The organism is Achromobacter veterisilvae (assembly GCF_037619525.1).
Lineage (GTDB): Bacteria > Pseudomonadota > Gammaproteobacteria > Burkholderiales > Burkholderiaceae_B > Achromobacter > Achromobacter veterisilvae.
This window is the reverse complement of the sequence record NZ_CP148753.1, coordinates 4069292-4092371: the sequence shown is the minus strand read 5'-3', so window position 1 is coordinate 4092371 and position 23080 is coordinate 4069292. Positions and strand designations below refer to the sequence as shown.

Annotated in this window: 19 protein-coding genes; 8 read left to right on the top strand and 11 right to left on the bottom strand. The window is 70.1% G+C overall.

Going from position 1 to position 23080, the window contains the following annotated elements:
• The first annotated feature begins 52 nt into the window (after positions 1-52).
• Complete coding sequence (locus WHX56_RS19020) at positions 53-991, top strand: LysR family transcriptional regulator (protein ID WP_338878648.1); 939 nt, start codon at positions 53-55, stop codon at positions 989-991.
• Here WHX56_RS19020 and WHX56_RS19015 read toward each other — a convergent pair.
• The gene (locus WHX56_RS19015; RefSeq protein ID WP_338878647.1) at positions 958-2745 is read right to left on the bottom strand and encodes a chloride channel protein; all 1788 of its coding nucleotides are present in this window, start codon (positions 2743-2745) and stop codon (positions 958-960) included. The genes WHX56_RS19020 and WHX56_RS19015 overlap by 34 nt on opposite strands.
• An 81-nt stretch (positions 2746-2826) precedes the next feature.
• On the opposite strand from WHX56_RS19015, the gene WHX56_RS19010 reads away from it, so the two are divergent.
• From WHX56_RS19010 to WHX56_RS18995, 4 genes are all read left to right on the top strand, one after another.
• A complete protein-coding gene (locus WHX56_RS19010; protein ID WP_129238853.1) occupies positions 2827-3291 on the top strand; it encodes a MarR family winged helix-turn-helix transcriptional regulator in 465 nt (154 codons plus the stop codon).
• A 95-nt stretch (positions 3292-3386) separates the two neighbouring features.
• Positions 3387-4547, top strand: coding sequence for an HPP family protein (locus WHX56_RS19005; RefSeq protein WP_244234937.1), 1161 nt, complete (start codon positions 3387-3389; stop codon positions 4545-4547).
• 63 nt (positions 4548-4610) lie between these two features.
• A complete protein-coding gene (locus tag WHX56_RS19000) occupies positions 4611-6074 on the top strand; it encodes a sensor histidine kinase (RefSeq protein ID WP_338878646.1) in 1464 nt (487 codons plus the stop codon).
• Complete coding sequence (locus tag WHX56_RS18995; RefSeq protein WP_287752756.1) at positions 6067-6675, top strand: response regulator transcription factor; 609 nt, start codon at positions 6067-6069, stop codon at positions 6673-6675. The genes WHX56_RS19000 and WHX56_RS18995 overlap by 8 nt, the downstream gene beginning before the upstream one ends.
• A gap of 11 nt (positions 6676-6686) precedes the next feature.
• On the opposite strand, the gene WHX56_RS18990 is transcribed toward WHX56_RS18995, so the two are convergent.
• Genes WHX56_RS18990 through WHX56_RS18975 form a run of 4 tightly spaced genes read right to left on the bottom strand, consistent with a single transcriptional unit; the run spans position 6687 to position 13061 of the window.
• Positions 6687-8975: an acyl-CoA dehydrogenase family protein gene (locus tag WHX56_RS18990; RefSeq protein WP_338878645.1), complete on the bottom strand. Its 2289-nt coding sequence runs from the start codon at positions 8973-8975 to the stop codon at positions 6687-6689.
• 7 nt (positions 8976-8982) lie between these two features.
• A complete protein-coding gene (locus WHX56_RS18985) occupies positions 8983-9879 on the bottom strand; it encodes a crotonase/enoyl-CoA hydratase family protein (protein WP_129238858.1) in 897 nt (298 codons plus the stop codon).
• 39 nt (positions 9880-9918) lie between these two features.
• On the bottom strand, positions 9919-10884 hold the full coding sequence (locus WHX56_RS18980) for a Bug family tripartite tricarboxylate transporter substrate binding protein (protein WP_129238859.1): 966 nt from the start codon (positions 10882-10884) through the stop codon (positions 9919-9921).
• On the bottom strand, positions 10881-13061 hold the full coding sequence (locus tag WHX56_RS18975; protein ID WP_338878644.1) for an acetate--CoA ligase family protein: 2181 nt from the start codon (positions 13059-13061) through the stop codon (positions 10881-10883). The genes WHX56_RS18980 and WHX56_RS18975 overlap by 4 nt, the downstream gene beginning before the upstream one ends.
• A 102-nt stretch (positions 13062-13163) precedes the next feature.
• Between WHX56_RS18975 and WHX56_RS18970 the strand changes: the two genes are divergently transcribed.
• Positions 13164-14057: a LysR family transcriptional regulator gene (locus WHX56_RS18970; RefSeq protein WP_129238861.1), complete on the top strand. Its 894-nt coding sequence runs from the start codon at positions 13164-13166 to the stop codon at positions 14055-14057.
• 115 nt (positions 14058-14172) lie between these two features.
• Complete coding sequence (locus WHX56_RS18965; RefSeq protein ID WP_338878643.1) at positions 14173-14658, top strand: heme-binding protein; 486 nt, start codon at positions 14173-14175, stop codon at positions 14656-14658.
• Here the strand turns inward: WHX56_RS18965 and WHX56_RS18960 are convergent.
• Together WHX56_RS18960 and WHX56_RS18955 are read right to left on the bottom strand one after the other, a co-directional pair.
• On the bottom strand, positions 14651-15832 hold the full coding sequence (locus WHX56_RS18960; RefSeq protein WP_338878642.1) for a YeeE/YedE family protein: 1182 nt from the start codon (positions 15830-15832) through the stop codon (positions 14651-14653). The two genes, WHX56_RS18965 and WHX56_RS18960, sit on opposite strands and share 8 nt — an antisense overlap.
• Positions 15833-16759 (bottom strand): sulfurtransferase, encoded by a 927-nt coding sequence (locus WHX56_RS18955; protein ID WP_338878641.1) that lies wholly within the window; start codon positions 16757-16759, stop codon positions 15833-15835.
• 200 nt (positions 16760-16959) lie between these two features.
• On the opposite strand from WHX56_RS18955, the gene WHX56_RS18950 reads away from it, so the two are divergent.
• Positions 16960-18348 carry a 3-deoxy-D-arabino-heptulosonate 7-phosphate synthase gene (locus WHX56_RS18950; protein WP_338878640.1) on the top strand — a complete coding sequence of 463 codons (1389 nt, stop codon included), beginning with the start codon at positions 16960-16962 and terminating at the stop codon, positions 18346-18348.
• 32 nt (positions 18349-18380) lie between these two features.
• Here WHX56_RS18950 and WHX56_RS18945 read toward each other — a convergent pair whose 3' ends face one another.
• The 4 genes from WHX56_RS18945 to WHX56_RS18930 all read right to left on the bottom strand — a co-directional run bounded on the left by WHX56_RS18945 (position 18381) and on the right by WHX56_RS18930 (position 22965).
• Positions 18381-19256 carry an aldo/keto reductase family oxidoreductase gene (locus WHX56_RS18945; RefSeq protein ID WP_338878639.1) on the bottom strand — a complete coding sequence of 292 codons (876 nt, stop codon included), beginning with the start codon at positions 19254-19256 and terminating at the stop codon, positions 18381-18383.
• A 112-nt stretch (positions 19257-19368) separates the two neighbouring features.
• On the bottom strand, positions 19369-21576 hold the full coding sequence (locus WHX56_RS18940) for a rhodanese-like domain-containing protein (RefSeq protein ID WP_338878638.1): 2208 nt from the start codon (positions 21574-21576) through the stop codon (positions 19369-19371).
• 103 nt (positions 21577-21679) lie between these two features.
• Positions 21680-22609, bottom strand: a complete 930-nt coding sequence (locus tag WHX56_RS18935; RefSeq protein WP_129238868.1) for a CysB family HTH-type transcriptional regulator — start codon at positions 22607-22609, stop codon at positions 21680-21682.
• An 8-nt stretch (positions 22610-22617) separates the two neighbouring features.
• Entirely contained in the window at positions 22618-22965 is a 348-nt protein-coding gene (locus tag WHX56_RS18930) for a VOC family protein (protein WP_129238869.1), read from the bottom strand.
• Positions 22966-23080: the final 115 nt, after the last annotated feature.

Below are 23080 nucleotides of genomic sequence, written 5' to 3'. Positions count from 1 at the left end.
CGAATATCATGATCGTTCAATTCAGCTTTCCTGAACGATCCAGAGGGAACCCATGCGCGAAATCAGCCTGGACCGGCTCCGCACCCTGGTCGCCATCGCCGACCTGGGCTCGTTCGCCGAGGCCGCCCGCGTCCTGCACCTGGCGCCGCCCACGGTCAGCCTGCACGTGGCGGACCTGGAGGAACGCATCGGCGCGCCGCTGCTTACCCGCAAGCGCGGCCAGGTCCGGCCGACGGCCATCGGCGAGACGCTGCTGGAACGCGCGCGCCGCCTGCTGGCCGAAGCCGACCAGGCGCTCGACGACGTGCAGCGGCAGGTGCAGGGCCTGGCTGGGCGCGTGCGGCTGGGCGCCTCCACCGGCGCCATCGCCCACCTGCTGCCGCAGGCCCTGGAAACGCTGGGGCGCAATCATCCGGGGATCGACGTGCAGGTCGCCGTGCTGACCTCGCAGGAAACCCTGTTGCGCCTGGCCGACGGATCGCTGGACGTGGGGCTGGTGGCCCTGCCCCAGCCGCCGCTGGAAGGCCTGGTTCTGCGGCCTTGGCGGCGCGACCCGGTCATGGCCTTCCTGCCCGCCGGCTGGCGCGCGCCCGCGCGCGTCGCCCCCGCCTGGCTGGCCGAACGGCCGCTGATCCTGAACGATGCCAGCACCCGGCTGTCGCGCCAGACGGCGGAATGGTTCGCCGCCGCCGGCCTGAACCCGCGCCCGCGCATCCAGTTGAACTACAACGACGCGATCAAGAGCCTGGTGGCCGCGGGCTATGGCGCCACGCTGCTGCCGCACGAAGCCACGGCGCCGCAGCCCGATCCGCGGATCGCCATGCGTCCGCTGCGGCCCGCGCTATGGCGTCCGCTGGGCATCGCGCACCGGGCCGGCCAGGTGGAGCGGGCCACCCGGCACGTGCTGGACGTGCTGTGGGAACTGCGCGCCGACCGGCAGCCGGCGCCGGGCGGCCATCAGCCCTTGGAGGACGGCGCCCGCCGGAAATAGGCGGTGCGCTGGCTTTCTTCGCGCAGCCGGCGGGCGCGCGACCGGAACAGGTCCTTGCGGCCCACGATGCCCACCAGGCGGCCGCTCGCCCGGTCGAGGATGGGCACCCGGCCCGCGCCCGACAGCGCCATGCGGTCCGCGATCTGGCTGGCCAGTTCCTCCGGATAGCCGTAGACCAGTTCGCGCCCGTGCAGGGCCTCGCCCAGGGTCTGTCCGTGCTGGCTGCCGTCCAGCGCCCAGGCCAGGGTATCGGCGCGGGTGACCTCGCCCACCACCTGTCCCTCGCCGTCCAGCACCGGATAGCTGGTGTGGACTGGGTGCGCGGTCGTGAAATGTTCGATGGCCTGTCCCACGGTCCAGGCCTGCGGCAAGGTCTGCACCGGCACGGTCATCACGTCGCGGACCCGCAACAGGTCGAACGGGTCCACGCGGTACTCGCGGCTGATATGGTGGCCGCGCCGGGCGATCTTCTCCGTCAGGATGGAACGCTTGAGCAGCAGGACCGTGACGCCATACGCGAACACGCAGGCCGCCAGCACCGGCAGCAGCGCGCCGACGTCGCCCGTCAGCTCCACCGCGAACAGGGTCGCCGTAAGCGGCGCGCGCATGGTGCCGCCCATCATCGCGGCCATGCCCAGCAGCGCCCAGAAGCCGGCGTCGGCCTGCGGCAGCAACGGGGTCGCCAGGGCTCCCAGCGCGCCGCCGAATATCAGCAGCGGCGCAAGCACGCCGCCCGAGGTGCCCGATCCCAGCGCGATCGACCAGATGAGAACCTTGACGACCAGCAGCAGCAACACGGCCTGGAACGCCAGGTCGCCCGCCAGCAGGTGGCGGATATTGTCGTAGCCCACGCCCAGCGCGGCGGGATCGATCAGGCCGCCGATGCCGATCGCCAGGCCGCCGAAGGCGGGCCACCACATCCAGTGCAGGGGCAGTTTTTCGAACAGGTCCTCGGCCGCGTAGACCATGGACGTCAGCACGCCCGATCCCAGTCCCGCCAGCACGCCGACCGCGGCGCAGGCCAGCAGGTGCGCCGGCGTGAACGGCAGCGCGCCCGAATACGCGAAGATCGGCCCCGCATCCAGGACGTAGGCGCGCGCCGCCGCCGCGACCAGCGCGGCCATCGCCACCGGCAGGAAGCTGCGCGGCTTCCATTCGAACAGCAGCAGCTCCACCGCCAGCAGCACCGCCGCCAGGGGCGTGGAGAAAATCGCGGTCATGCCCGCGGCGGCGCCGGCCACCAGCAGCGTCTTGCGCTCGCCGTCGTCCAGGTGGATGGTCTGGGCCAGCAGCGAGCCGATCGCGCCGCCCGTCATGATGATGGGGCCTTCCGCGCCGAACGGGCCGCCCGTGCCGATGGATATGGCGGAAGACACCGGTTTCAGGATCGCGACCTTGGGCTGGATGCGGCTCTTGCCGATCAGGATGGCTTCCATGGCCTCCGGAATGCCGTGCCCGCGGATCTTCTCCGACCCGTAGCGGGCCATCAGGCCGATGATGAGGCAGCCGGCGACGGGAATGGCGACGGACGCCAGCCCCAGGTGCCCGGTCGCGATGGGCTGGTCGGCGAAGGAGAACTGGCCGTGATAGGCCAGGTTCGTGCATAGCGCGATCAGGCGCAGCAGGACCCAGGCGGCCACGACGCTGGCGAGGCCCACGGGCACGGCCAGGCCCATGAGCAGGACCACGCGCTTGTCGGTGGTGAAATCGCCCAGGCGCAGCGCGGCCCGGGCGGAAGAGGAAGTGGGAGGCATGTTCGGAAAAAAAGTGAGGAATCCGCGGGAATTTGCGGAACGTCAATATATCGTATAACGACATATATTAGAATCGAACGCGTGAAACAGCCTCCACAGAAGCCTCCGTCCCCTGCCCGCCTCTCCGCCGCGGACTACGAACTGCTGGCCGATTTCCGCTACGCGCTACGCCGCTTCGCGGTCTTCAGCGAAGGCGCCGCGGCCAGCCTGGACCTGATGCCGCAACAGCACCAGGCCCTGCTGGCCATCAAGGGCTGCCGCCAGGGCGCACCCGGGCGCCGCGGCCTGTACGTGGGTGAAATCGCCGAACGCCTCCTGATCCGCCCCCACACCGCCGCCGAACTGGTGGGCAGGCTGGCGCGCCTGGACCTGGTCAGCCGCGAAGCCGATCCCGCGGACGGGCGGCGCGTGGAGGTGGTGCTGACCGCGAAGGCCGAACGCATGCTGGAAGACCTCTCGGCCTCGCACCTGGAAGAATTGCGCGCCATGCGCCCGCTGCTGACGCGCCTCCTGGCGCGGATCGGCGAGGAGCCCGGCGGATCCTGACCGTGGTTTTGCGGCATAAGCTTATGCTGCACCGCAACGGTTCACATGATAAATTATCGCCCCGCGACATAATTTCAGGTCGCGAGGAGATCGTTTTGGATGTAGCAATCAAGCGCTGGCTGGGTTCGTTCGCGCCAGCGCCGGTGGGCGTCAACGGGCGCGAAAAGCTGTATGGCGCGCTGGGCGCGCTGCTTGGGCTGTTCTGTACCGAATGGGTGGGCCGGCACGCGCTGGGCGATGCGAGCCCCTGGTTCATCGCCCCGATGGGCGCCTCGGCCGTGCTGCTGTTCGCCGCCCCCGCCAGCCCCCTGGCCCAGCCCTGGTCGCTCATGGCCGGCAACATCGTCTCCGCCCTGATCGGCGTCTTCTGCGCCCAGTTCATCCCGCTGCCCGGCGTGGCCGCGGCCGCCGCGGTCGCGCTCGCCATCGGCGCCATGTTCTCGCTGCGCTGCCTGCACCCGCCCAGCGGCGCGGTGGCGCTGACCGCCGTGCTGGGCGGACCGCCCGTCGCCAGCCTGGGCTACGGCTTCGCCCTGTGGCCGGTGGCCCTGAATTCCCTGATCCTGCTGTGCATCGCCGTGGTCTTCAACGGCGCGCTCAAGCGCAACTACCCGCGCCGCCACGCCGACACCGCCGCCGGCCACAGCACCCGCGACCCGGCCCCCAGCGCCCGGCTGGGCTTCAGCCTGGGCGACCTGGACGAGGCCCTGAACCAGCGCGGCGAACTGCTGGACATCAGCAAGGAAGACCTGGAGGAGATCGTGCTGGCGGCCGAACTGCGCGCCAGCGTGCGCCGCTTCGGCGACGTGCGCTGCGCGGACGTCATGTCGCGCGACGTGGTCTCCGTCCGCGCCCAGGATCCCCTGGACTACGCGGTGCGCCTGTTCGACAAGCACCGCCTGCAGGCCCTGCCGGTGATGGATTCGGCGGGACGCTACGCCGGCATGATCGCCCAGGGCGACGTGCTGGCGCGCCGCAACCGCCTGGCCACGGTGGCCACGGACGCCACGGGCGTGCCGGACCTGCTGGTGGCCGACTGCATGCGCAGCGAGGTGCCCTTCGCCACGCCCGGGCTGCCCGTCATCGAACTGGCGCGCCCCATGTCCGACAGCCTGCATTGCGTGCCGGTGCTGGACGAATCGCGCGACCTGGTGGGGCTGGTGACGCAATCGGACCTGGTGGCCGCGCTGTACCAGATGGCGGTGTCGGCCAGTTCGCAGGCGGACGGCCCGGAACCCCGGAAGCTGGCCGCCTGACCCCCTGCCCTCCGTAGCCTTACGGATTCCTGCCGGCGCCGGCCGCAAGGCATAATTTCAGGCGTGAATCCCCTATCGCGCCCAGGCGCCCTTCTTTGCTGGCTGGTCCTGTTCTGTCTTGGCGCCGTCTGGATCGGCCGGCAGGAATACCTGGACCAGCACGAACGCTTCCTGCAGAACACCAGCGTGGCGCAGCGCATGCTCAGCCAGAAGACGGTGCAGCACGAAGCCGTGCTGGCCACGCTGGCGGCCTTGTCCCATCCCCCCTCGCCCGAACGCCTGTTCCCCAGCCTGCGGCCGGCCATGCCGCAGCTACTGGGCCTGGGCCACCTGCCGGGCGGCGCCTGGAGCGGCAGCGTGGCGGAGCCGCCGGGCCTGCCGGCCGCCATCGAACGCGCCCGCCAACTGGACCGCCCCGTGGTCCTGCCCGTCGACGACGCGCGCTACTGGCTGGTGGCGCCCTCGGGCTGGAGCCTGCTGCTGGACGCCCGGCAACTGGTCCCCGCGGCCGATTTCCCCCCGGGGCTCGCCAACCTGACGCTGTCCGTCGGGACCACCCCCTTGCGCCTGCTGGACAAACAGCCCGGCACCGCCGCGCCGGGCTGGAGCCTGGCCTTGCAGAAGCCGCTGGGCGCGGCCAGCCAGCCGTTCCCGATGCGCAGCGAACTCAGGCTGACGCCCGGCGCCTGGCCCTGGGCGGCGTGGCTGGCCTGGGCGCTGGCCAGCGCCTTGCTGGTGGCCGGCGCGGCGGCCTGGCAGCGTTCGCTTGCGCAAGCCCGCCGGCAGCAGGAACAACTGCGGCTGGGCGCCATGGCGCGGCTGGGCACCCTGGGCGAAATGGCGGCCGGCATCGCCCATGAACTCAACCAGCCCCTGACGGCGATCCTGGCCCAGACCCGCGCCGCCGAGCGGCTGCTGGACGACGACGACGAACGCCCGGCCGTGCGCCACGCGCTCCTGGCCAGCGCCGAACAGGCCAAGCGCGCCGCCGACATCATTAACCGCATGCGGGCGCTGGCGCAGCCCAGTCCGCCCGCGCGGCGTGAAGCCCTGGACCCGGACGCGCTGGTGGCGTCCCTGCGCTTCCTGCGCGAACCCGAACTCGCCAGGCAGGGCATCCGGCTGGGCTGGCACAACGCCAGCCCGGGCGCCCGCCCGCGGGGCGACCGGGTGGCGCTGGAACAGATCCTGCACAACCTGGTGCAGAACGCCGCCGACGCGCTGGCCGGCGCCGCGGCGCCCCGCCAGATTTCGATCGAGGGCCGGGCCGACGGCGCGGACTACCTGTTCAGCGTCAGCGACACCGGCCCGGGCATCCCGGCGGAAGCGCTCCCGCGCCTGTTCGCGCCGTTCTACACCACCCGGCCCCAAGGCATGGGCCTGGGGCTGGCGCTGTGCGACACGCTGGCCGGCTCCATGGACGGCCGCATGTCGGCGCGCAACCTCAGCCCCTCGGGCGCCTGCTTCACGGTCAGCCTGCCCCTGTCGGGCGGCCCGCAGGCCGCCGCGGAAATCTCCCATGCTTGAACACTCTCCGCTGGTCTACCTGGTCGACGACGACGACGCCGTGCGCGACGGCCTCGCGCTGCTGTTGCGCAGCGTGGGCCTGCGCAGCGCGGGCTTCGGCGATCCGCTGGCGTTCCTGGCGCAATTGACGCCGCGGGCCATCGGCTGCGTGGTGCTGGACATCCGCATGCCCGGCATCAGCGGGCTGGACGTGCTGGGCCGGCTGGCGGAGCAGTCCGACCTGCCGGTGGTCATGCTGACCGGCCACGCCAACGTGGATCTGTGCCGCCGCGCCTTCAAGGGCGGCGCCATGGAGTTCCTGCAAAAGCCGGTGGACGACGACGTGTTCCTGGACGCGGTGCAGGCCGCCGTGCGCACCCACATCGCCAGCCGCGAAAAGCTCGCGGTGACGCAAGCGGCTTCGGCGCGGCTGGACAAGCTGTCCGGGCGCGAGCGCGAGGTGCTGGAGCGGATCGTGCAGGGGCTGAGCAACAAGGAGATCGCGCGCGAATTCGACCTGTCGCCCCGCACGGTCGAGACCTACCGGGCCAACGTCTTCGCCAAGCTCGAAGCGGAAACGCTGGCCGGCCTGATCCGGGAGTACGCCGGGCTGCTGGGCTAGCGCCCTTTCCTTCAGGACAGTTTCAGCAGGTGCGCGGCCAGGATGTTGCGCTGGATTTCGTTGCTGCCGCCGTAGATGGTCGCGGGGCGCGCGTGCAGGAATTGCACCGCCGAATGCAGGCCCAGGCCGTCGCCGACCGCTTCCCGCGCGTTCAGCGCCCCCTGCTCGCCCGCCGTTTCGCGGAGCGCGTCGACGATGCGCTGCCAGGTTTCGGAACTGCGGATCTTCAATAGCGACACCTCCGCCCCCAGTTGCCTGCCGTTGCGCAGGGCATCCAGGTAGCGCACGTACAGCGCCTCCAGGTCCGCGACCTCAGCGGCCAGCCCGCGGTAGATGTGCAGGAACACCGGTTCCTCGGCCAGTCCGCGGCTGGCTCCCACCTGGCGCAGCATGTGCAGGGCCGACTTCGCGAAGCGCGGGTGGCCGATCATGATGCGCTCCGATCCCAGCACCGATTTGGCCATGGTCCAGCCCTGGTTCAGCTCGCCCACGAGGTTTTCCCTGGGCACGCGGACGTTGTCGAGGAAGACGCTGCAGAAATCCTTCGCTCCCGTCAGGTTGACGATCGGGTTGACGGCGATGCCCGGCGTCTTCATGTCCACCAGCAGGAAACTGATGCCCTGCTGCTTCTTCGCCGCCGGGTCCGTCCTGGCCAGCAGGAACATCATGTCCGCCTCGTGCGCCAGCGACGTCCAGATCTTCTGGCCGTTGACGACGAATTCGTCGCCCTCCAGCACGGCGGAAGTGCGCAGGGACGCCAGGTCGGAACCGGCTTCGGGCTCCGAGTATCCCTGGCACCAGTAAGTCTCGCCCGAGAGGATGCGCGGCAGGTATTTCCGCTGCTGCTCAGGCGTGCCATAACGCTGCAACAGCGGCCCCAGCATGGTCAGTCCCATGTTCTGGAACGTGTTGATGCCGAAGGTCTCGTAGACGTCGTGCAGTTGCACTTCTTCGTAGGGCGTAAGGCCCATGCCGCCGAACTCGCGGGGCCAGGCGGGCGCCACCCAGCCCTTGGCGTTCAGCTTCTGGTGCCACGCGTGCGTTTCGCGCCAGGACATGCGCCTGGCCGGGTAGCGGTATTCCCGCGGCAGGTTCTCATCGACCCAGGCCCGGATTTCCTCCAGCCAGCCGGGCAGCGCGGTGTGCGCGCCTTCGTCGCCGCCGCGCGCCGCCAGCGCCGCCGCGCGGTCGCGGTTGAAGCGCGCGTCGCCCAGCCAGGCCGCCAAGGCCATGGCGCGCTTCAGGTAGACGCCGACGTCGCATTCTTCCGTATAGGCGATGCCGCCGTGCAACTGCACGCAGGCGGTGATCACCTCGATCGCGCCGGCCGATGCGCTGGCCTTCGCGCGGCTGGCGGCGATGCGCCGGCGTACAGGGTCGGCGGTCTGGTCGAACACGCGCGCCGCCGCCTGCACGGCCGATCGCGTCGCCTCCACCTGCCCGGCCAGGTCCGCCGCCCGATGCTGCAGCGCCTGGAAGCCCGAGATGGCGCGGCCGAACTGCTTGCGCGTCCGCATATAGTCCAGCGTCAGGTGCAGCACCTCGGCCATGGCGCCCAGCAACTCCGCGCTCAGCGCAAGGCGCCCTTCGTCCAGCACCTCCTCCAGCGCCGCCGCGCCCTGTTCGGGCGGGATCACGGTATCGGCGGCCTCCGCCCGCACGTCCTCGAAGGCCAGTTCCGCGCACACGATTCCGTCGATCCGCTCCACCTCGGCGATCGTCAGGCCCGGCGCGTCCCGCCGGATCCGGTAAATGCCCAGCCCGCGCTCGCATCGCGCGGCGACGAGGAACAGTTCGGCGTCCGCCATCGGCACGAAATGCAGCGCCCCGCGCAGCACGACGCCGTCGCCCTGCCGCCGCGCCGTCACGCCCCGCGGTTCCGCGACGCCCGCGCCGCGCGCCGGCGGCTGCCAGGCCACGGCGCAGCAACGTTCGCCCAGGACCAGCCGGCGCAGTTCTTCGACCGCGTGCGCCGGACTGGGGCTGCGCCCCAGCAATCCCGCCGCCAGCACCGCCGTCTGCAGCAACGGTTCCGGCGCGGCGGCTGCGCCGATCTCTTCGTGCAGCAGCACCCCGGCCTCGAAGCTCAGGGCGCAGCCCTGCGCGGCGGCGTCGGCGCGCCAGCCGGTCCAGCCCATCTCGATCATCTGCCGCCAAACGGGAGGACGATGGGACGGGAGCCGCCCCAGGCGCGCCCGGATGCTCTTGATGTCGGACGAAGCGAAGAACGCTCGCGCGCTCTCGCCCACCAGCAGGGCTTCTTCGCTGAAAGCGTCGATGTGGGGAGTCAGGTGATTCATGGAACGGCTATGCGAGTTGGTTGAGCTTCACGATGCTGTCGCCGAAAGGCGCATCCCGGTTCGCCAGGGCCGTCTTCAGGCCCGATTCGGCGATGTCCGACATGAAGGCAAGCTGCCTGGGACCGTGCGACGAATGGGCGCGGGAGTCGATCTCCGCCGCCAGGCGCGCCAGGGTCGCCGCCCCGCCCAGCTCCAGCGACAGGTTCACGCCGCGCTTGATCGCCGAGAGCACGCCCAGGTCGTTCAGGCTGATGCGGCGGGCCAGCTCGGCCACTTGCGCGTCGAGCTCGCCGGCCGGATACGCGTCCAGCACCAGGCCCACCTTCGCCGCGTCCGCGCCCGTGATGCAATCGCCCGTCAGCAGCAGGCGCTTGGCCCATTGCGGTCCGGCCAGGTAGGACCACATCATGTTGGGCGGGGTGCCCAGGGAACGGATGGCGGGAAACCCGATCCTGGCGTCTTCGGCCGCCAGCACGATGTCGCAGTACAGGGCCAGGTCGGATCCGCCCGCCAGGCAATTCCCATGGACCTTGGCGATCACGGGTTTGTGGATGTCGACGATGGTGCGCAGCAGTTCCTGGCCGCGCTCCAGGCGCCATGCGTCGCTGTCGATGTCGCCGCGCAGGCCGTCGCGATAGACCGATTGCCCGTCCACCGCCGTCTTCGCGGTGTTGGCGTAGGTGGTCGCCACGTCGTAGCCGCTGCAGAAATCCTTGCCCGCGCCTTCGATCACGATGACGGACACGTCGGTCCTGTCGTCCGACTCCAGCAGGGCCTGGCGCAGCTCGGCCAGCAATTCCTTCGACAGCGCGTTGCGCTTCTCCGGACGGTTCAAGGTAATGGTCGCGACCCGGTCGGCGATCCGGTAGTCCAGGAAGCGGGTGGTTTCAATCCAGCGGTACATGGCGGCTCCTTTTGATCTGAACAGGCCCTGGGCTCGCGCTCAAAGCTTGATGTCCTGCTCGCGGATGATCTTCTCGAATCCGGCGCGGTCCTCCGCGATGAACTGGTCGATCTCCGCCTGCGTCTTGTTCTTGAACACGACCAGGCCCTGGTCGGTCAGCGTCCGGGTCAGATCGGGGTCCAGCGCGGCCTTGTCGATGGCCCCCTTCAGGGCCTCCTGCACGTCCGCCGGCGTGCCCGCCCTGACGGCGAAGCCGTACCAGACCGACCCCCTGAACCCCGGCGAGGTCTCCGCCGCCGTCGGGATATCCGGCATGACCTCCAGCCGCTGCGAAGACGTCACGGCCAGCGCCCTGACCTTGCCCGCGCGCAGGGACGGCAGCGATCCGCTGAAGGCGTCGATGCCCACCTGGACCTCGCCGCCCATCACCGCCATCAGCGCCGGCGCGCCGCCCGAGTACGCGATCGGCTCCATGCCGAAATCCAGCGCCTTCTTCAGCTTTTCGACGGTGAGCGACAGCGGTCCGGTCGCGCTGGCCGAGGAATAGTTCAGCTTGCCAGGATGCTGCTGGCCGTACTGCTGCAGTTCGCGCAGCGTCTTGAACGGCATGTTGTTGTTGGCCAGCACCACCAGCGGCGCTTCCACGTTGATGCTGATGGTCTTCAGGTCCCGCTCGGCGTCATAGGGCAGCTTCTGGTAGATCAGCGGGTTGAGCACCACGTTGGTGTTGGTCACCATCAGCAGCTTGTAGCCGTCGGCCTTGTCCTTGACCACCAGGTCGGTGCCGATGACCGTGTTGCCACCCGGCTTGTTGACCACCACCACGGGCGTGCTCAGCGTCTCCGAGATGGATTTGGCGAAACGGCGCGCCATCTGGTCGGCGGCGCCGCCGCCGGCATACGGCACGATCAGTTGTATGGGCTGCTCCGGATAGGCGGCGTTCGCTGGGGCGGCCAGCGGCCCCAGCGGCAGCAAGGCCGCCAGGATGATTTTGCGCAAGGTCATGAGTTTGTCTCCTGTAGGGAATCGCGGGTGGATCCCGCGTCTTGTTTTTTGACGATCAGCGCATCGACGGCCACGACGCGCCCGGCCCCGCAGATTACGGGGTTGATGTCCAACTCGGCCAGATCGGCCTGGTGGTCGGCGATGAACTGTGAAATGCGGCTGATAAGGTCGGCCAGGGCGTCGAGGTCGACGGCCGCGCCGCCCCGGTAGCCGTCGAACAGGGCGGCGCCCTTGAGCGACCGGACCATGTTCCCGGCCTGCTCGCGCGAGACCGGCGCCGGCGCGATGGCCGAATCCTTGATGATCTCGACCAGCACGCCGCCGTGGCCGACGACGATGAAGGGCCCGAACTCGGGGTCTATGCGCGCGCCGACGATCAGTTCCACGCCGGCGCCGACCATTTCCTGCACCAGCAGGCCGTTGATTCGCGGCGGCGGCGAGATGCTGGCGGCGTTGGCCAGGATGTCGTCGTAGGCCTGCCGCAGGGCGGCCTCGTCCTGGATGTCCAGGCGCACGACGCCAGCCTCGGTCTTGTGCAGCACGTCCGGCGATTCCAGCTTGAGCGCCAGCGGAAATCCGATGGCGCGCGCGCTGTCCTGGGCGGCCGTCCAGCCGTCCACCCGCGCTTCCCGGTTGACCGGCACGCCGTACTGCGCCAGCAGCGCCTTGGCTTCCCTCTCGGTCAGCACCGGCAGGCCTTCGCCGTTCCGCAATGCCTGCCTTACCTGCGCAACGGCGGCCGGATCCGCCCCGGCCTCCGCCGCTCCGGGGGCGCGGCGCAACTGCGCGCGCCGCTGCCATTGGGCCAGCGCGTAGAAGCAGCGGTCCATCGAATGGAACACGGCGACGTGCGGATCGCGCTCGAACTCGCGCGAGCCCGGCCCGTTCTGCCACGCGCTCAGCCACACCGCGCACACGGGCTTGCCGTGGCTCGCCTGGATGTCGCTGTAGAGCTTCAGGCGGGGCGTGAACGCCTCGCCCGCGACCGTCTGGGCCACGACCAGCGCGCCGTAGGCCGGGTCCCTGGCCATGGCCTGCAGGCAGGCTTCCAGGGACTGCGGATTGTTCACGACCTCGGCAGTCACGTCGCAGGGGTTGCTGGCCGAGCCGAAATCGGGAATGTTGGCCTTCAGGACCGCCCGCGTGCCGGGCGCGGGCGCGGGCAACGGCACGCCATGGCTTTCCGCCTTGTCGACCGCCATGATGCCGGCCCCGCCCGAGGCGGCCACGATGGCCGCGCCGGACGCCAGCGGCTCGGGCGCCTTGGCAAAGAAGGCGGCCACTTCCAGCAGCGACTCGAAATGATCCACGAACACCACGCCGTGGCGGCCCAGCGCGGCGCGGTACAGCGCGTCCGAGCCCGCCAGCGCCCCGGTATGCGACAGCGCCGCGCGCGCGCCCTGCTCGCCGGTGGCCAGCTTGCACAGAATCAGGGGTTTGTTGCGGCGGAAAGCCAGCTCCGCGGCCCTGGCCAGGCGGCCCGGATGCGCCATGCCTTCGAACACGCAGGCGATCGCGCGGCATTTTTCATCGCCGGAAAGGTACTCGATCATGTCCGCCACATCGACGTCCGCGCCATTGCCGAAGGTCAGGATGTGGCTGAACGAGACGCCGCGCTCCACCGCCTGGGACAGCGACAGCGCCAGGGCGCCCGACTGGCTGATCAGCCCGATGGAATGGCCGTTGGCCTCGCACGCGAGCGGGAATTGCTGGAAGGACTGCACCGCCCCGCTGCCGTAGTTCACCAGCCCCATGCAGTTGGGGCCGAGGATCCGCAGGCCCGTGGCGCGCGCGATCGCCGCCAGCCGCGCCTGGCTTTCGATGTCGGCCTGGCGGCCAGTTTCGGCGTAGCCCGACGCGTAGATCACCACGCCGCCCACGCCCAGCGCCGCGCACTCGGCCACCGCCGCCTCGACCAAGTGGTTCGGCAAGGCGACGATGACCGCGTCCGGCACGCCGGGCAGCGCGGACAGCGAGGGATGGCACGGACGGCCGCCGATCTCCGGATACTTGGCGTTGACCAGGTACAGCTCGCCGGCGTACCCCTGAAGATTGTCGACGGTCCTGGCGGCGAACGATCCCGCGCGGGGGGTCGCGCCCAGCAGCGCAATGCGTTTGGGGTTGAACACGCGGCCGAGGTTGGCGGCCTTGATCTGATCGAGTCTGGGCTGAGTCATTGCCGGGTGCTGCGCGCTCTTCATTGGGGAGCCCAGATTCTAGGAAGCGCACCTAAATATTTCTAATATAAAATTTATCTTCATTTATTTATGAAATGAATCATGGACATCCGACACCTGCGCCACTTCCTCGCCCTGGCCGAGACCCTGCATTTCGGGCGGGCCGCGGAATTGCTGCACATCACGCAGCCGCCGCTGTCCATCTCCATCCGCAACCTCGAGGACGAACTGGGCGCGCCGCTGTTCGCCCGCCACACCCGCAAGATCGAGCTGACCGAGCTGGGGAAAGCGCTGCTGGGCCCGGCCAGGCGCGCCGTCCAGGCGCTGGAGGAAGTCACCCATATCTCGCAGGCGGTCGCCATGGGCGAAACCGGCACGCTGACCGTCAGTTTTCCCAACGGCGCGGCGCATCGCCTGCTGCCGCGCGTGCTGCCGCGTTTCTGCGAACGCTATCCGCGCGTCGAAGTCCGGCTGCAGGAAGCCACGTCGGCCGAATCCATCAGCCTGCTCGACAGCCGGACCGTCGACGTCGGCATCGTCTACCACCCCCTGTCCAGCGAACGTCCCTACGTCCGCATCCCCTCGGAAGACGACGACCTGGTCGCGGTGCTCCCGCCCGGCCACGTCCTGGCCAGGAAAAGGACACTCAAACTGGAAGACCTGAAGGACCATGCCTTCATCGCGTTCACCCAGACCCGCACCCCCACGCTGCAGGCCGTCGTCGCCCTGGCCTGCCAGCGCGCCGGTTTCTCACCCCGGGTCATGCACCACGCGCAGCGCGTCGAGACCATCATCAGCCTGGTGCGCAGCGGCGCCGGGATCTCTCTGGTGCCGCGCGTGTGCGCCGCCACCTACGCGCACGTGATCGCCCTGCGGCCCATCTCGAACCACCAGGAAAGCCTGAAGATCGGGCTGGCCGTCATGATCCAGCCGGACGCGGGCAACAGCATCGTGTCCAATTTCCTGCACCTGCTGGATCTGGATACAGAGGCCTGAGCGGCCCCGCCTCCGTAGCCCTACGGAGCCCGCAGCGTAGCCGACCGAATACCGCCCGCCGGCCGCCGTCCTTAAGCTGTCCGTTCCCGTTACCGATCCCATCAAGGACACAGACATGCCGACCAGATTCCTCGTTTCCGCCGTCCTCTTCGCCTGCGCCGGCGCCGCCAACGCGGCCGTGCTGACCGAAAGCAATCTGTCCATGGCCGATGCGCAGAAGCTGGCCGCGGCCACGGTCGCCGCCTGCCAGGCCAAGGGCTACAACGTCAGCGCCGCGGTCGTGGACCGCGCCGGCCTGCTCAAGGCCTTCGCCCGCGCCGACAACGCCGGGCCGCACACCATCGAAGCCAGCCGCGCCAAGGCATTCACCGCCGTGTCGGCCAAGACGCCCACGCTGGCCATGATGGAAAACGCCCAGAAGAACCTGGGCGCGGCCAACCTCACCGACATCCCCGGCTTCCTGCTGCTGGGCGGCGGCGTGCCGATCAAGGCGGGCGCCGGCGTGATCGGCGCCATCGGCGTGGCCGGCGCGCCGGGCGGCAACCTGGACGCCCAGTGCGCCGACGCCGTGCTGGAAGAGAACGCCGCGCTGTTCAAGTAAGGCGCGGCGCGGCGGCGGCCGGCGCGCGCACCACGCGCAGGCCTGTCCAGATTCCCGCGAGGCAGGCCGCGCCGAACACCCAGCCCGACAACGCGCCCGCCATCACCCCCGACAGCAGCGTGCCCACGGTGCAGCCCAGCGCCGTCATGCCGCCCCAGCCCATCAGCACCCCACCTGCGAAATTGCGGGCGATGTCCTTGCGCGAAGGCAGCCTGGGCCGGAACGCGCCCGCGGCCAGGGCCGCCGCCCATGCGCCCGCCACCAGCGCCAGCACAAACGCGCCGTTGTTCGACAGCAGCACGCGCTTGACCGCGGTGGCGCATCCGGCATAGGTGTCCAGTCCTTCGAGCCGGCCCGGCAGCCAGCCGGCGGCGGAAGCCGCGGTGCGCGCCAGGCTGCCCAGTTCGGCGGTCACGCCCAGCGGCGCGATGCGCAGATAGGCGATGACGCCGATGCCGCCCACCAGGATCGCCCCGACAGCCGGCGGCCACCGGTCGCGCAGCACCGCCTGCCACGGCGAGGCGGCGGCGTTGCCGCTGGCGGGCTGCGCGCCGCCGCGCCGGACCACCGCCCAAGCCAGCGCGAGCAGCGCCGCGCATTGCAGCAGCGCCGTCATGCCGTAGCCCAGCGTTTGCGGCAGCCACACCACCGGCGCCTCCTGGATCGAAGCCAGATAGAGCGTATTCCACGTGGCGAACCCCAGCACGAAGCCCGCGCCCGCGCCCAACAGCGCGAACGGAGACGCCAGCGCGCCCTCGCCCAGCCGGTAGAAGTGCGCGCTGATGCAGGAGCCCGATATCCGCATCCCCACGCCGAAGACGAACGCGCCCGCGACCAGCGCCAGGCTCACGGGCCCGATATGCGCGCCGGGCGGCAGGCGCTGCGGCGTCGGCACCGGCAGGAACGCGCCGAACACGGCGAGGTAGCCCAGCGTGCCCACGCCCAGCGCCAGCAGCACGGCCAGCATGCCGGCCGTCTCCCTGCGGTCGATGAAGTCGCGCGCGATGCAGTAGAAACAGAAGCGCGAACGCTGCAGCACGATGCCGAACGCCGCGCCCAGCAATACGGACAGCGACAGCTCGCGTCCGCCCTCGGGCAGCGGCGCCAGCAGCCACGCCGCAATGAAAACGGCCGCCAGCACCGCGGCGGCCGGGACATAGCGCGGGGCGCCCACTCAGGTCTTGCCCCACACGGTGCCGGAAGGGTTGCTGATCGGCGACCCGACGCTGTTGCCGTATTCGGTCCACGACCCGTCATAGTTGCGCACGTCGTAGCCCAGCAGCTTGCGCAGCGCAAACCACGAATGGCTGGAACGCTCGCCGATGCGGCAGTAGGTGATGATGGGCTTGCTGCCGTCCACCCCGGCCGCCTGGTAGATGGCCTTTAGCTCGTCGGCCGACTTGAACGTGCCGTCTTCCGCCACCAGCTTGCTCCACGTCACGTTGACGGCGCCCGGCACATGGCCCGCGCGCACGGCCAGTTCCGGCACGCCGTTGGGCGCGAAGATCTTGCCGTTGTATTCATCGGCCGAGCGGATATCCACCAGCACGCCCTGCCTGTCCTTGCGGGCCACGGCCAGCACGTCCTGCAAGTGCGCGCGCAGGGCGGCATTGGCCGGCTTGACCTGCGCGTTGCCGGCCGGCTGGATCCTCGCGCTGTTGGACAGCGGCCGTCCTTCCGCCTCCCACTTCTTGCGCCCGCCGTCCAGGATCTTCACGTTCTCGATGCCGTAGATATCGAAGATCCACGCGCCCCAGGCGGCAAACCAGTTGTTGTTGTCGCCGTACAGAATGGTGGTGGTGCCGGCGTTGATGCCCGCGCGCGCCAGCACCGCCTGGAATTGCGCGGGCGGCGCGATGTCGCGGTTCACGGTGTCGACCAGGTCGGTGTGCCAGCTTACGTTGGACGCGCCGGGGATATGGCCGCGCTCGAACAGGCCGGGGTTCACGCTGACCTCGACCACTCTCAACCCGGGATCGTTCAGGTTCTTTTCCAGCCATTCGGTGGTGACCAGGTACTTGGCGTGTTGCGCCGCCGCCGGCACGGCGGCGAAGGCGGCCAGCGCGGCGAAAACGCCGGCGATCAGCTTGCTTGGGGACATCGGATTCTCCTGGAGGCGGCGACTGTCGCGCCGTTGAAACAGCAAGATATCGGCAAGCCCGCCGGGCGCGAACGACATTGTTTTCATATCCTGATTACTTATTCAGAAAGTTGTCAGGTCTTGGCGGCCGCCGTTGCCCTGCCCGCCGCATCGGGCTAGGCTTACGGCGCCATGCCCTACCCCTCTATCCGCCCCTAGCCATGTTCCTGTCGCCGCCCTCTCCGCTGCTGCACGGTTTGCTGCGCGCCGTCGTCCGCCGCTACGGCGTGCCGGCGGCGCCGTGTGCCCGGGCCGGCCATCCGGCCTCGTCGGTCGCCGCCGCCCTGGAACAGGCGCGCGTGGCGCTGGCCGCCGGCGAACCGCCGCCCGCCGCGACAAAACAGGCCTTCATCGAAGCGCTGGCGCAGATGATCCAGGAGGCGATGCGCGCGGACTACGGCGACCCGGCGCTACAGGCGCTGGTGCTGCGCCACGGCGCCGCCCAGGTGCGCGAGTACGCCTCGCTGTCGGCCGCCGCCGACCAGCACGTCCGCCAGGTCCTCGCGGCGGTCAACGCGGTCGCGCATCCGGCCAAGCGGCAGCGCATGCCGCCGGGTGCATGGCGCGACGATTTGGCGCAACTGCACGCCCTGGCGGCCGCCGCTTCCTGGTCCGCGCTGGCCGGCCTTGCGCGGCAACGCCGCGCGGCGGCGGAAGCCGCCGGCGAGCCCTCCATCGCCTCGGCCCTGGCGCGGCTGCTCGACGGCCCCGCCCTGGAACAGTTGCAACGGCTGCAAGCGCTGGAGATGGATCCGCTGGTGCGGCAATACCAGTCGCTGTGCGACCGGCAAGGCCCTCGTCCGGGCAGCGCCGCCGCCGTGGCGCAGGGCCTGGCCGCGCAGCGGCGCGGCGCGGAGGTGGAAGCGCTGGCCGCGCAAGCGCTGCGGACGTTTGCCGAGCGGCTCAACCAGGCCGCGCCGGCGGGCGGATCCTACCGCGTCGCGACGTCGATGCGCGTGCCGTCCTCGATTCCCGCCAGCGCGGACCGGGCCAAGAGCGAATGGGACGTCGTGCTGGTGCGCGAGGCCAGGTCCGCCGACGGCGCGGCCGCCTGGGACGTCTGCCTGCTGGTCGAGGCCAAGGCGTCCGTCGACGCCGCCACCACCGACCTTCCGCGCCTGCTGCGCGGCCTGCGCCTGCTGGCGCACGCCGAGCCGGGCGCCGTGTACGCCTTCAAGACCGATCAGGGCATGCTGCCGGTGCGCGGCGATTCGCTGCGCGCGCTGCCCGCGGACGGCCCCGCCGTGGCCGACGCGGTGCTTTACTGCTGCGATGCGCCCGCCGAACCCGCCCCGCGCCTGCTCAACGCCGCCGGAAGAATGCAGTTGCTGTCCGCCCCGGCCAGCCTGGAATACGCCTGGCGGCGGGCCGAGGGACAGCCGACCGATACCGGGAGCCTGGAACCGGTCTGGCGGCAGGTAGTGAGCGCGCCGGAGTGGGCGCCGGTGCTCAACCAGTATTCGACCCTGCGCCAGGTGCGCGGGCTGATGGCGCACACGGACGACCTGCGGCATGCGGTGCAGACCGCGGCGCCGCGGCGTCCCGCTTGATATCCGCCGCGGGCGCACGCCCGCGGACCGCCTCAGGCGGCATTGCCGGCAATCCCATCCAGCGCCCGCAGCTCGTCTTCGGGCAGGCGCAGCCCGCCGGCGGCCAGGTTCTCGCGCAGATGCGCCACCGAGGACGTGCCGGGTATGACCAGGATGTTGGGCGAGCGCTGAAGCAGCCAGGCGATCGCGACCTGCATGGGCGTGGCGCCGACACGCTGCGCGACCTCGGTCAGCGTGGCCGATTGCAGCGGGCTGAAACCGCCCAGCGGAAAGTACGGCACGTAGGCAATTCCGTCGCGCGCCAGCGCGTCGATCAGCGCGTCGTCGTGGCGGTGCGCCAGGTTGTACTGGTTCTGCACGCACACGATATCGCACAGGCGCCGGCCTTCCTCGACCTGCGCCGGGGTGACGTTGCTCAGGCCGATATGGCGCACCAGGCCGCGCCGCTGCAGCTTGACGAGCGCGGACAGCGGTTGGGCGATGGATCCCTCCTGCGGCCCGTGCACGCCGAACATGACGCGCAGATTCACGACGTCCAGCGCGTCCAGGCCCAGATTGCGCAGATTGTCCAGGACGGCGCTCTCCAGTTCGGCATCGCTGTCCGCCCGGATCCACGAGGCGTCTTCGCCCCGCCGCGCGCCGACCTTGGTCACCAGCGTGAGGTCATCGGGATACGGCGAAAGCGCCTCCCGGATGAGCTGGTTGGTGATGTGCGGGCCGTAGAAGTCGCTGGTGTCGATATGGTCGACGCCGCTGGCCACCGCCTCGCGCAGGACGGCCAGCGCCCCATCGCGGTCTCGCGGCGGTCCGAACACGCCCGGACCGGCAAGCTGCATCGCGCCATAGCCCAGGCGTTTCACGCGCTTGGCGCCAAGCGCGCAGGTGTCTTCGTTCTGGATCGGCGGCATGTTCAATCTCCTGGATGAGAAAGACAGCTTATCGCGTTCGGCGGATTTGGATAAGCCGGCCAGGCCCCGGTCCAGGAGAAGGCTCGCGGCGCGAACGCCGCGGGTGCGCGCGCTATCCCGCCGCGATCAGCCGGATGTCCGCGCTGCCGTCGCGTTCCATTTGCTCGACCAGGCCCAGCTCCCAATCCAGATAGTCGCGGAATCCCCGGTCGCGCGCCGACAGGTCGTCGAACAGGTACGGACTGATGCTCTGGTCGTCGTCGCCGGTCAGCACGCCGGCCGCGCCGGTGCCGGTGGCCAGGCCCTGCGCCTTCCAGGCGCGCGTGCCGCCCAGCAGGTATCGCACCGGCCGCTTGGCGCGCCACGCCAGTTCGGCCGCCACAATGCTGGCCAGCACACCATCGGAGGAAGTGAGCACGATGCCGCGCCGGTCGTCCTGCGGCAGGAATTCTTCCAGCCGGTCCGGGGCCGCGAAGCGCGCGCCGGCCACGTGGCCGCGCTCGTATTCCACGCGCGATTCCACATCGAACACGACCGCCTCGTCCGCCTCGAGCGCGGCGCGCAGCGCTTGCGCGCGCACGGCCGGCGCGTCCGGCCGGTGACGCAGCACGCGGCGCGGCTCCGGACCGCGCTGCACCGGCGCCAGCGCCGGCGGCCGGTACAGGTAGACCTCGACCGCGCCCAATTGCGCCAGCCAGGCGCCGGTCGTCAGCGCGCGCACGCCGTCCCAGTCGGCCAGCACCACGCGCGCGCGGCGCGTCGCCAGGTATTCGTCGGTGGCCTGCACCAGTTGGCCGCCGGGCGCCCAGCGCCAGCCTTCCAGGTGGCCGGTCTCGTATTCCTCGCGGGTGCGCACGTCGAACTTGTAGAGCGTGCGCGCGTCCTGCTCGGCCTCGAACGCCCGCAGCGTCGCGGTATCGATGTGGCCGATGCCGGCGCGGCGCGCCACGTTGCCGGCCTGTTCTCGGGCGGCGGCCTGGGCGGCTTCGCCGGGCTCCGGCAACGCGGCATGGCGGCTGTATGCGAGTTCGCGGCCCGACAGCAGCCACTCCATCGTGCCGTTGCGCAGCGACGCCACGCGGTTCGGTATCCCGGCGTCGATCAGCGTCTGCGCGCCGACGATGCTGCGCGTGCGGCCCGCGCAATTGACGACCACGAAAGTCTCGGGGTCCGGCGCCAGTTCGCGGATGCGGTAGACCAGCTCGGCCCCCGGCAGGCTATGCGAAAAAGGCAGTGTGAAATTGTGGAATTCCTCGGGCGTGCGGCTGTCGACCACGACGATATCGTCGCCGCGCGCCACGCGCTCGTGCAGCTCGTCCACGTCGATCCAGGGGGTGTGCTTCTCGTGTTCGATGATTTCGCCGAAGGCCTTGCTGGGCACGTTGGTGCCCGAGAACAGCTCCAGGCCCTCGCGTTCCCAGCCGTCGTTGCCGCCGGCCAGCACCGACACGTCCGACCAGCCCAGCCGGGTCAGCTTGGCGGCGGCGTGGTGGGCCTGGCTTTCATCGTCATCGACCAGCACGATGCGCGTGCCGCGCCGCGGCACCAGATGGTCCGCCAGCAGCTCCAGCCGCCACAGCGGCGCGGACGCGGCATGCAGCAGATGGCGGCGCGCATAGCGGCCCGCTTCGCGCACGTCCAGCACCGCGATCTCCGCGTCGCCGCGCAATTCGTCCTGCAATTCCCGCGCCGACACGCGCGCATGGTAGATCGCGGCGGGCGGCGAAAAGGTCCGGTAGGAACCGCCCTGCGCGCTTTCGAACACTACGCGGCCGTGCAGGCGGTCCAGCGCCAGTCCGTAGAAATGCAGGTGCGCGCCCGGCTCGTCGCCGACCAGTTCGATGGTGTGCACGTCGCCCGGCCCCAGCACGATGGAATCGCCGGGACCGACATCCACGCGCCGCACGTGGGTCAGCGTGTCGCGCAGCGGATCGGCGCTCTTGGCGCGCGCATAGACCTCGTTGCGCTCGTTGCCGCGCACCCCCGCGATGATGGCCCAGGTCGTGTGGTCGTGCGGCGGCTGAGCCTTGCCGGGTTCGCCCAGCGACAGGTACAACGCATAGCCGCCGTCGATATCCTCGGCCAGCCGGTAGATCGAGGCCGGACGGCCGGGAACGACGGTGAATGCCTCCGGCGGAAACAGCTCGCGCCGCCGCCCCAGGTCTTCGAGCAGCGCCGCCACCTTGGACAGTTGCTCGGGCGTCGCGCGCGCCGCGTCGGGCGCCAGTTGACGGACCTGGGCGATAAAGGCGCGCACGGCTTGCGCGCGTTCGGTGTGCTTGCTGATGGCCGGCGCGGCCGCTTGGGCAGAGGTGCTCATAAGGGGGTCTGGACTTCCGGATGGACAAGCAGCCCAGGCTACCTGCCCGGCCAGGGCCGGACAACGTAGAAATGCGTCTATGGATATGCGCCGGGCGCTGCGTTCAGGCCTCGCCCTTTAGCTCGCGTTCGACGAGTTCGCGCGTCAGCGTCGGCACGAACAGCTCGATGAAATGGAACGCATAGCCGCGCAGCCACGCGCCGCGGCGTATCGCCAGCCGCGTCAGGTTGATCTCGAACAGGTGGCGGGCGTCGATGGCGCGCAGCCGCGTGTCGCGCTCGGCATCCCAGGCCACCGCGGCCACGATGCCCACGCCCAGCTCCAGTTCCACATAGGTCTTGATCACGTCCGCGTCCATCGCGGTCATGACGATGTCGGGCGTGATGCCTGCGCGCGCGAAGGCCTCGTCGATGTGCGCCCTTCCGGTGTAGCCGCGGCCGTAGGTAATGATGGGATAGCGCGACAACTGCGACAGGGTGACGCCGTCCTGCTGCCGCTCCAGCGCATGGCCGCGGGGCACGATGATGCTGTGGCTCCAGCGATAGCACGGCAGGTTGACGAGCCCGGGATAGTCGGCCACGGCTTCCGTCGCCACGCCGATGTCGGCCTCTCCTTCAAGCAGCATCTCCGACACCTGCTTGGGCGACCCCTGGTGCAGGTGCAGCACGACGTCGGGATAGCGCTGGCGGAACTCCTTGATGACGGGCGGCAAGGCGTAGCGCGCCTGCGAGTGCGTGGCCGCGATCGACAGCACGCCTGTGCGGCTGTCCGCGTACTCCGCGCCCGCGTGACGGATATTGTCGGCGCATTGCAGAATCTGCTCGACCAGCGGCAGGATCAGTTCGCCGGGCGGAGTCAGGCCGATCAGCCGCTTGCCCGAACGCACGAAAATATCCACGCCGACCTCTTCCTCGAGTTCGCGGATCTGGCGGCTGACGCCGGGCTGCGACGTGTGCAGGCTTTCGGAGACGTCGGTCAGGTTGAAATCCTGGCGCACGGCCTCGCGGACGGACCGCAGTTGCTGGAAATTCATCGCGCGCCTCAGCCCAGGAAGGCCAACTGGTTGCCGGACGGGTCTTTCACGTACATCACCCGGGGCGAGGCCTCGGGCAGCGAACAGACGGGATGGTGCCCGGCCCGCGTCAGGCGCGCCAGGATATCGTCGTAGGCGCGAGTCTTGATCGCCAGGTAGTCGGGCCTGACGGCCCGGCTGACCTCGTCCACGGGCGAGAGCGACAGCGTCGCCTCGCCCAGCGCGAAGCGCAGGCGCTGGCCGTCGCCGCAGGCGACCTCATCCAGGCCGATGACGCGGTGATAGAACTCGCGCACGGCGTCCAGCCGCTGCGCAAGGAAGGGAAGCTGTACCGATTCAATCGAAAGAGAAGACATGCCCTGCCGCCAACATGGAACAAGGCAAATTCTAGTGCCCGAAGGCACCGCCGGACAAAGAGGATGAAGTTGCTTCTACATAGCCGGAAGCCCTAAAGAAACGCGCTTATTTGCA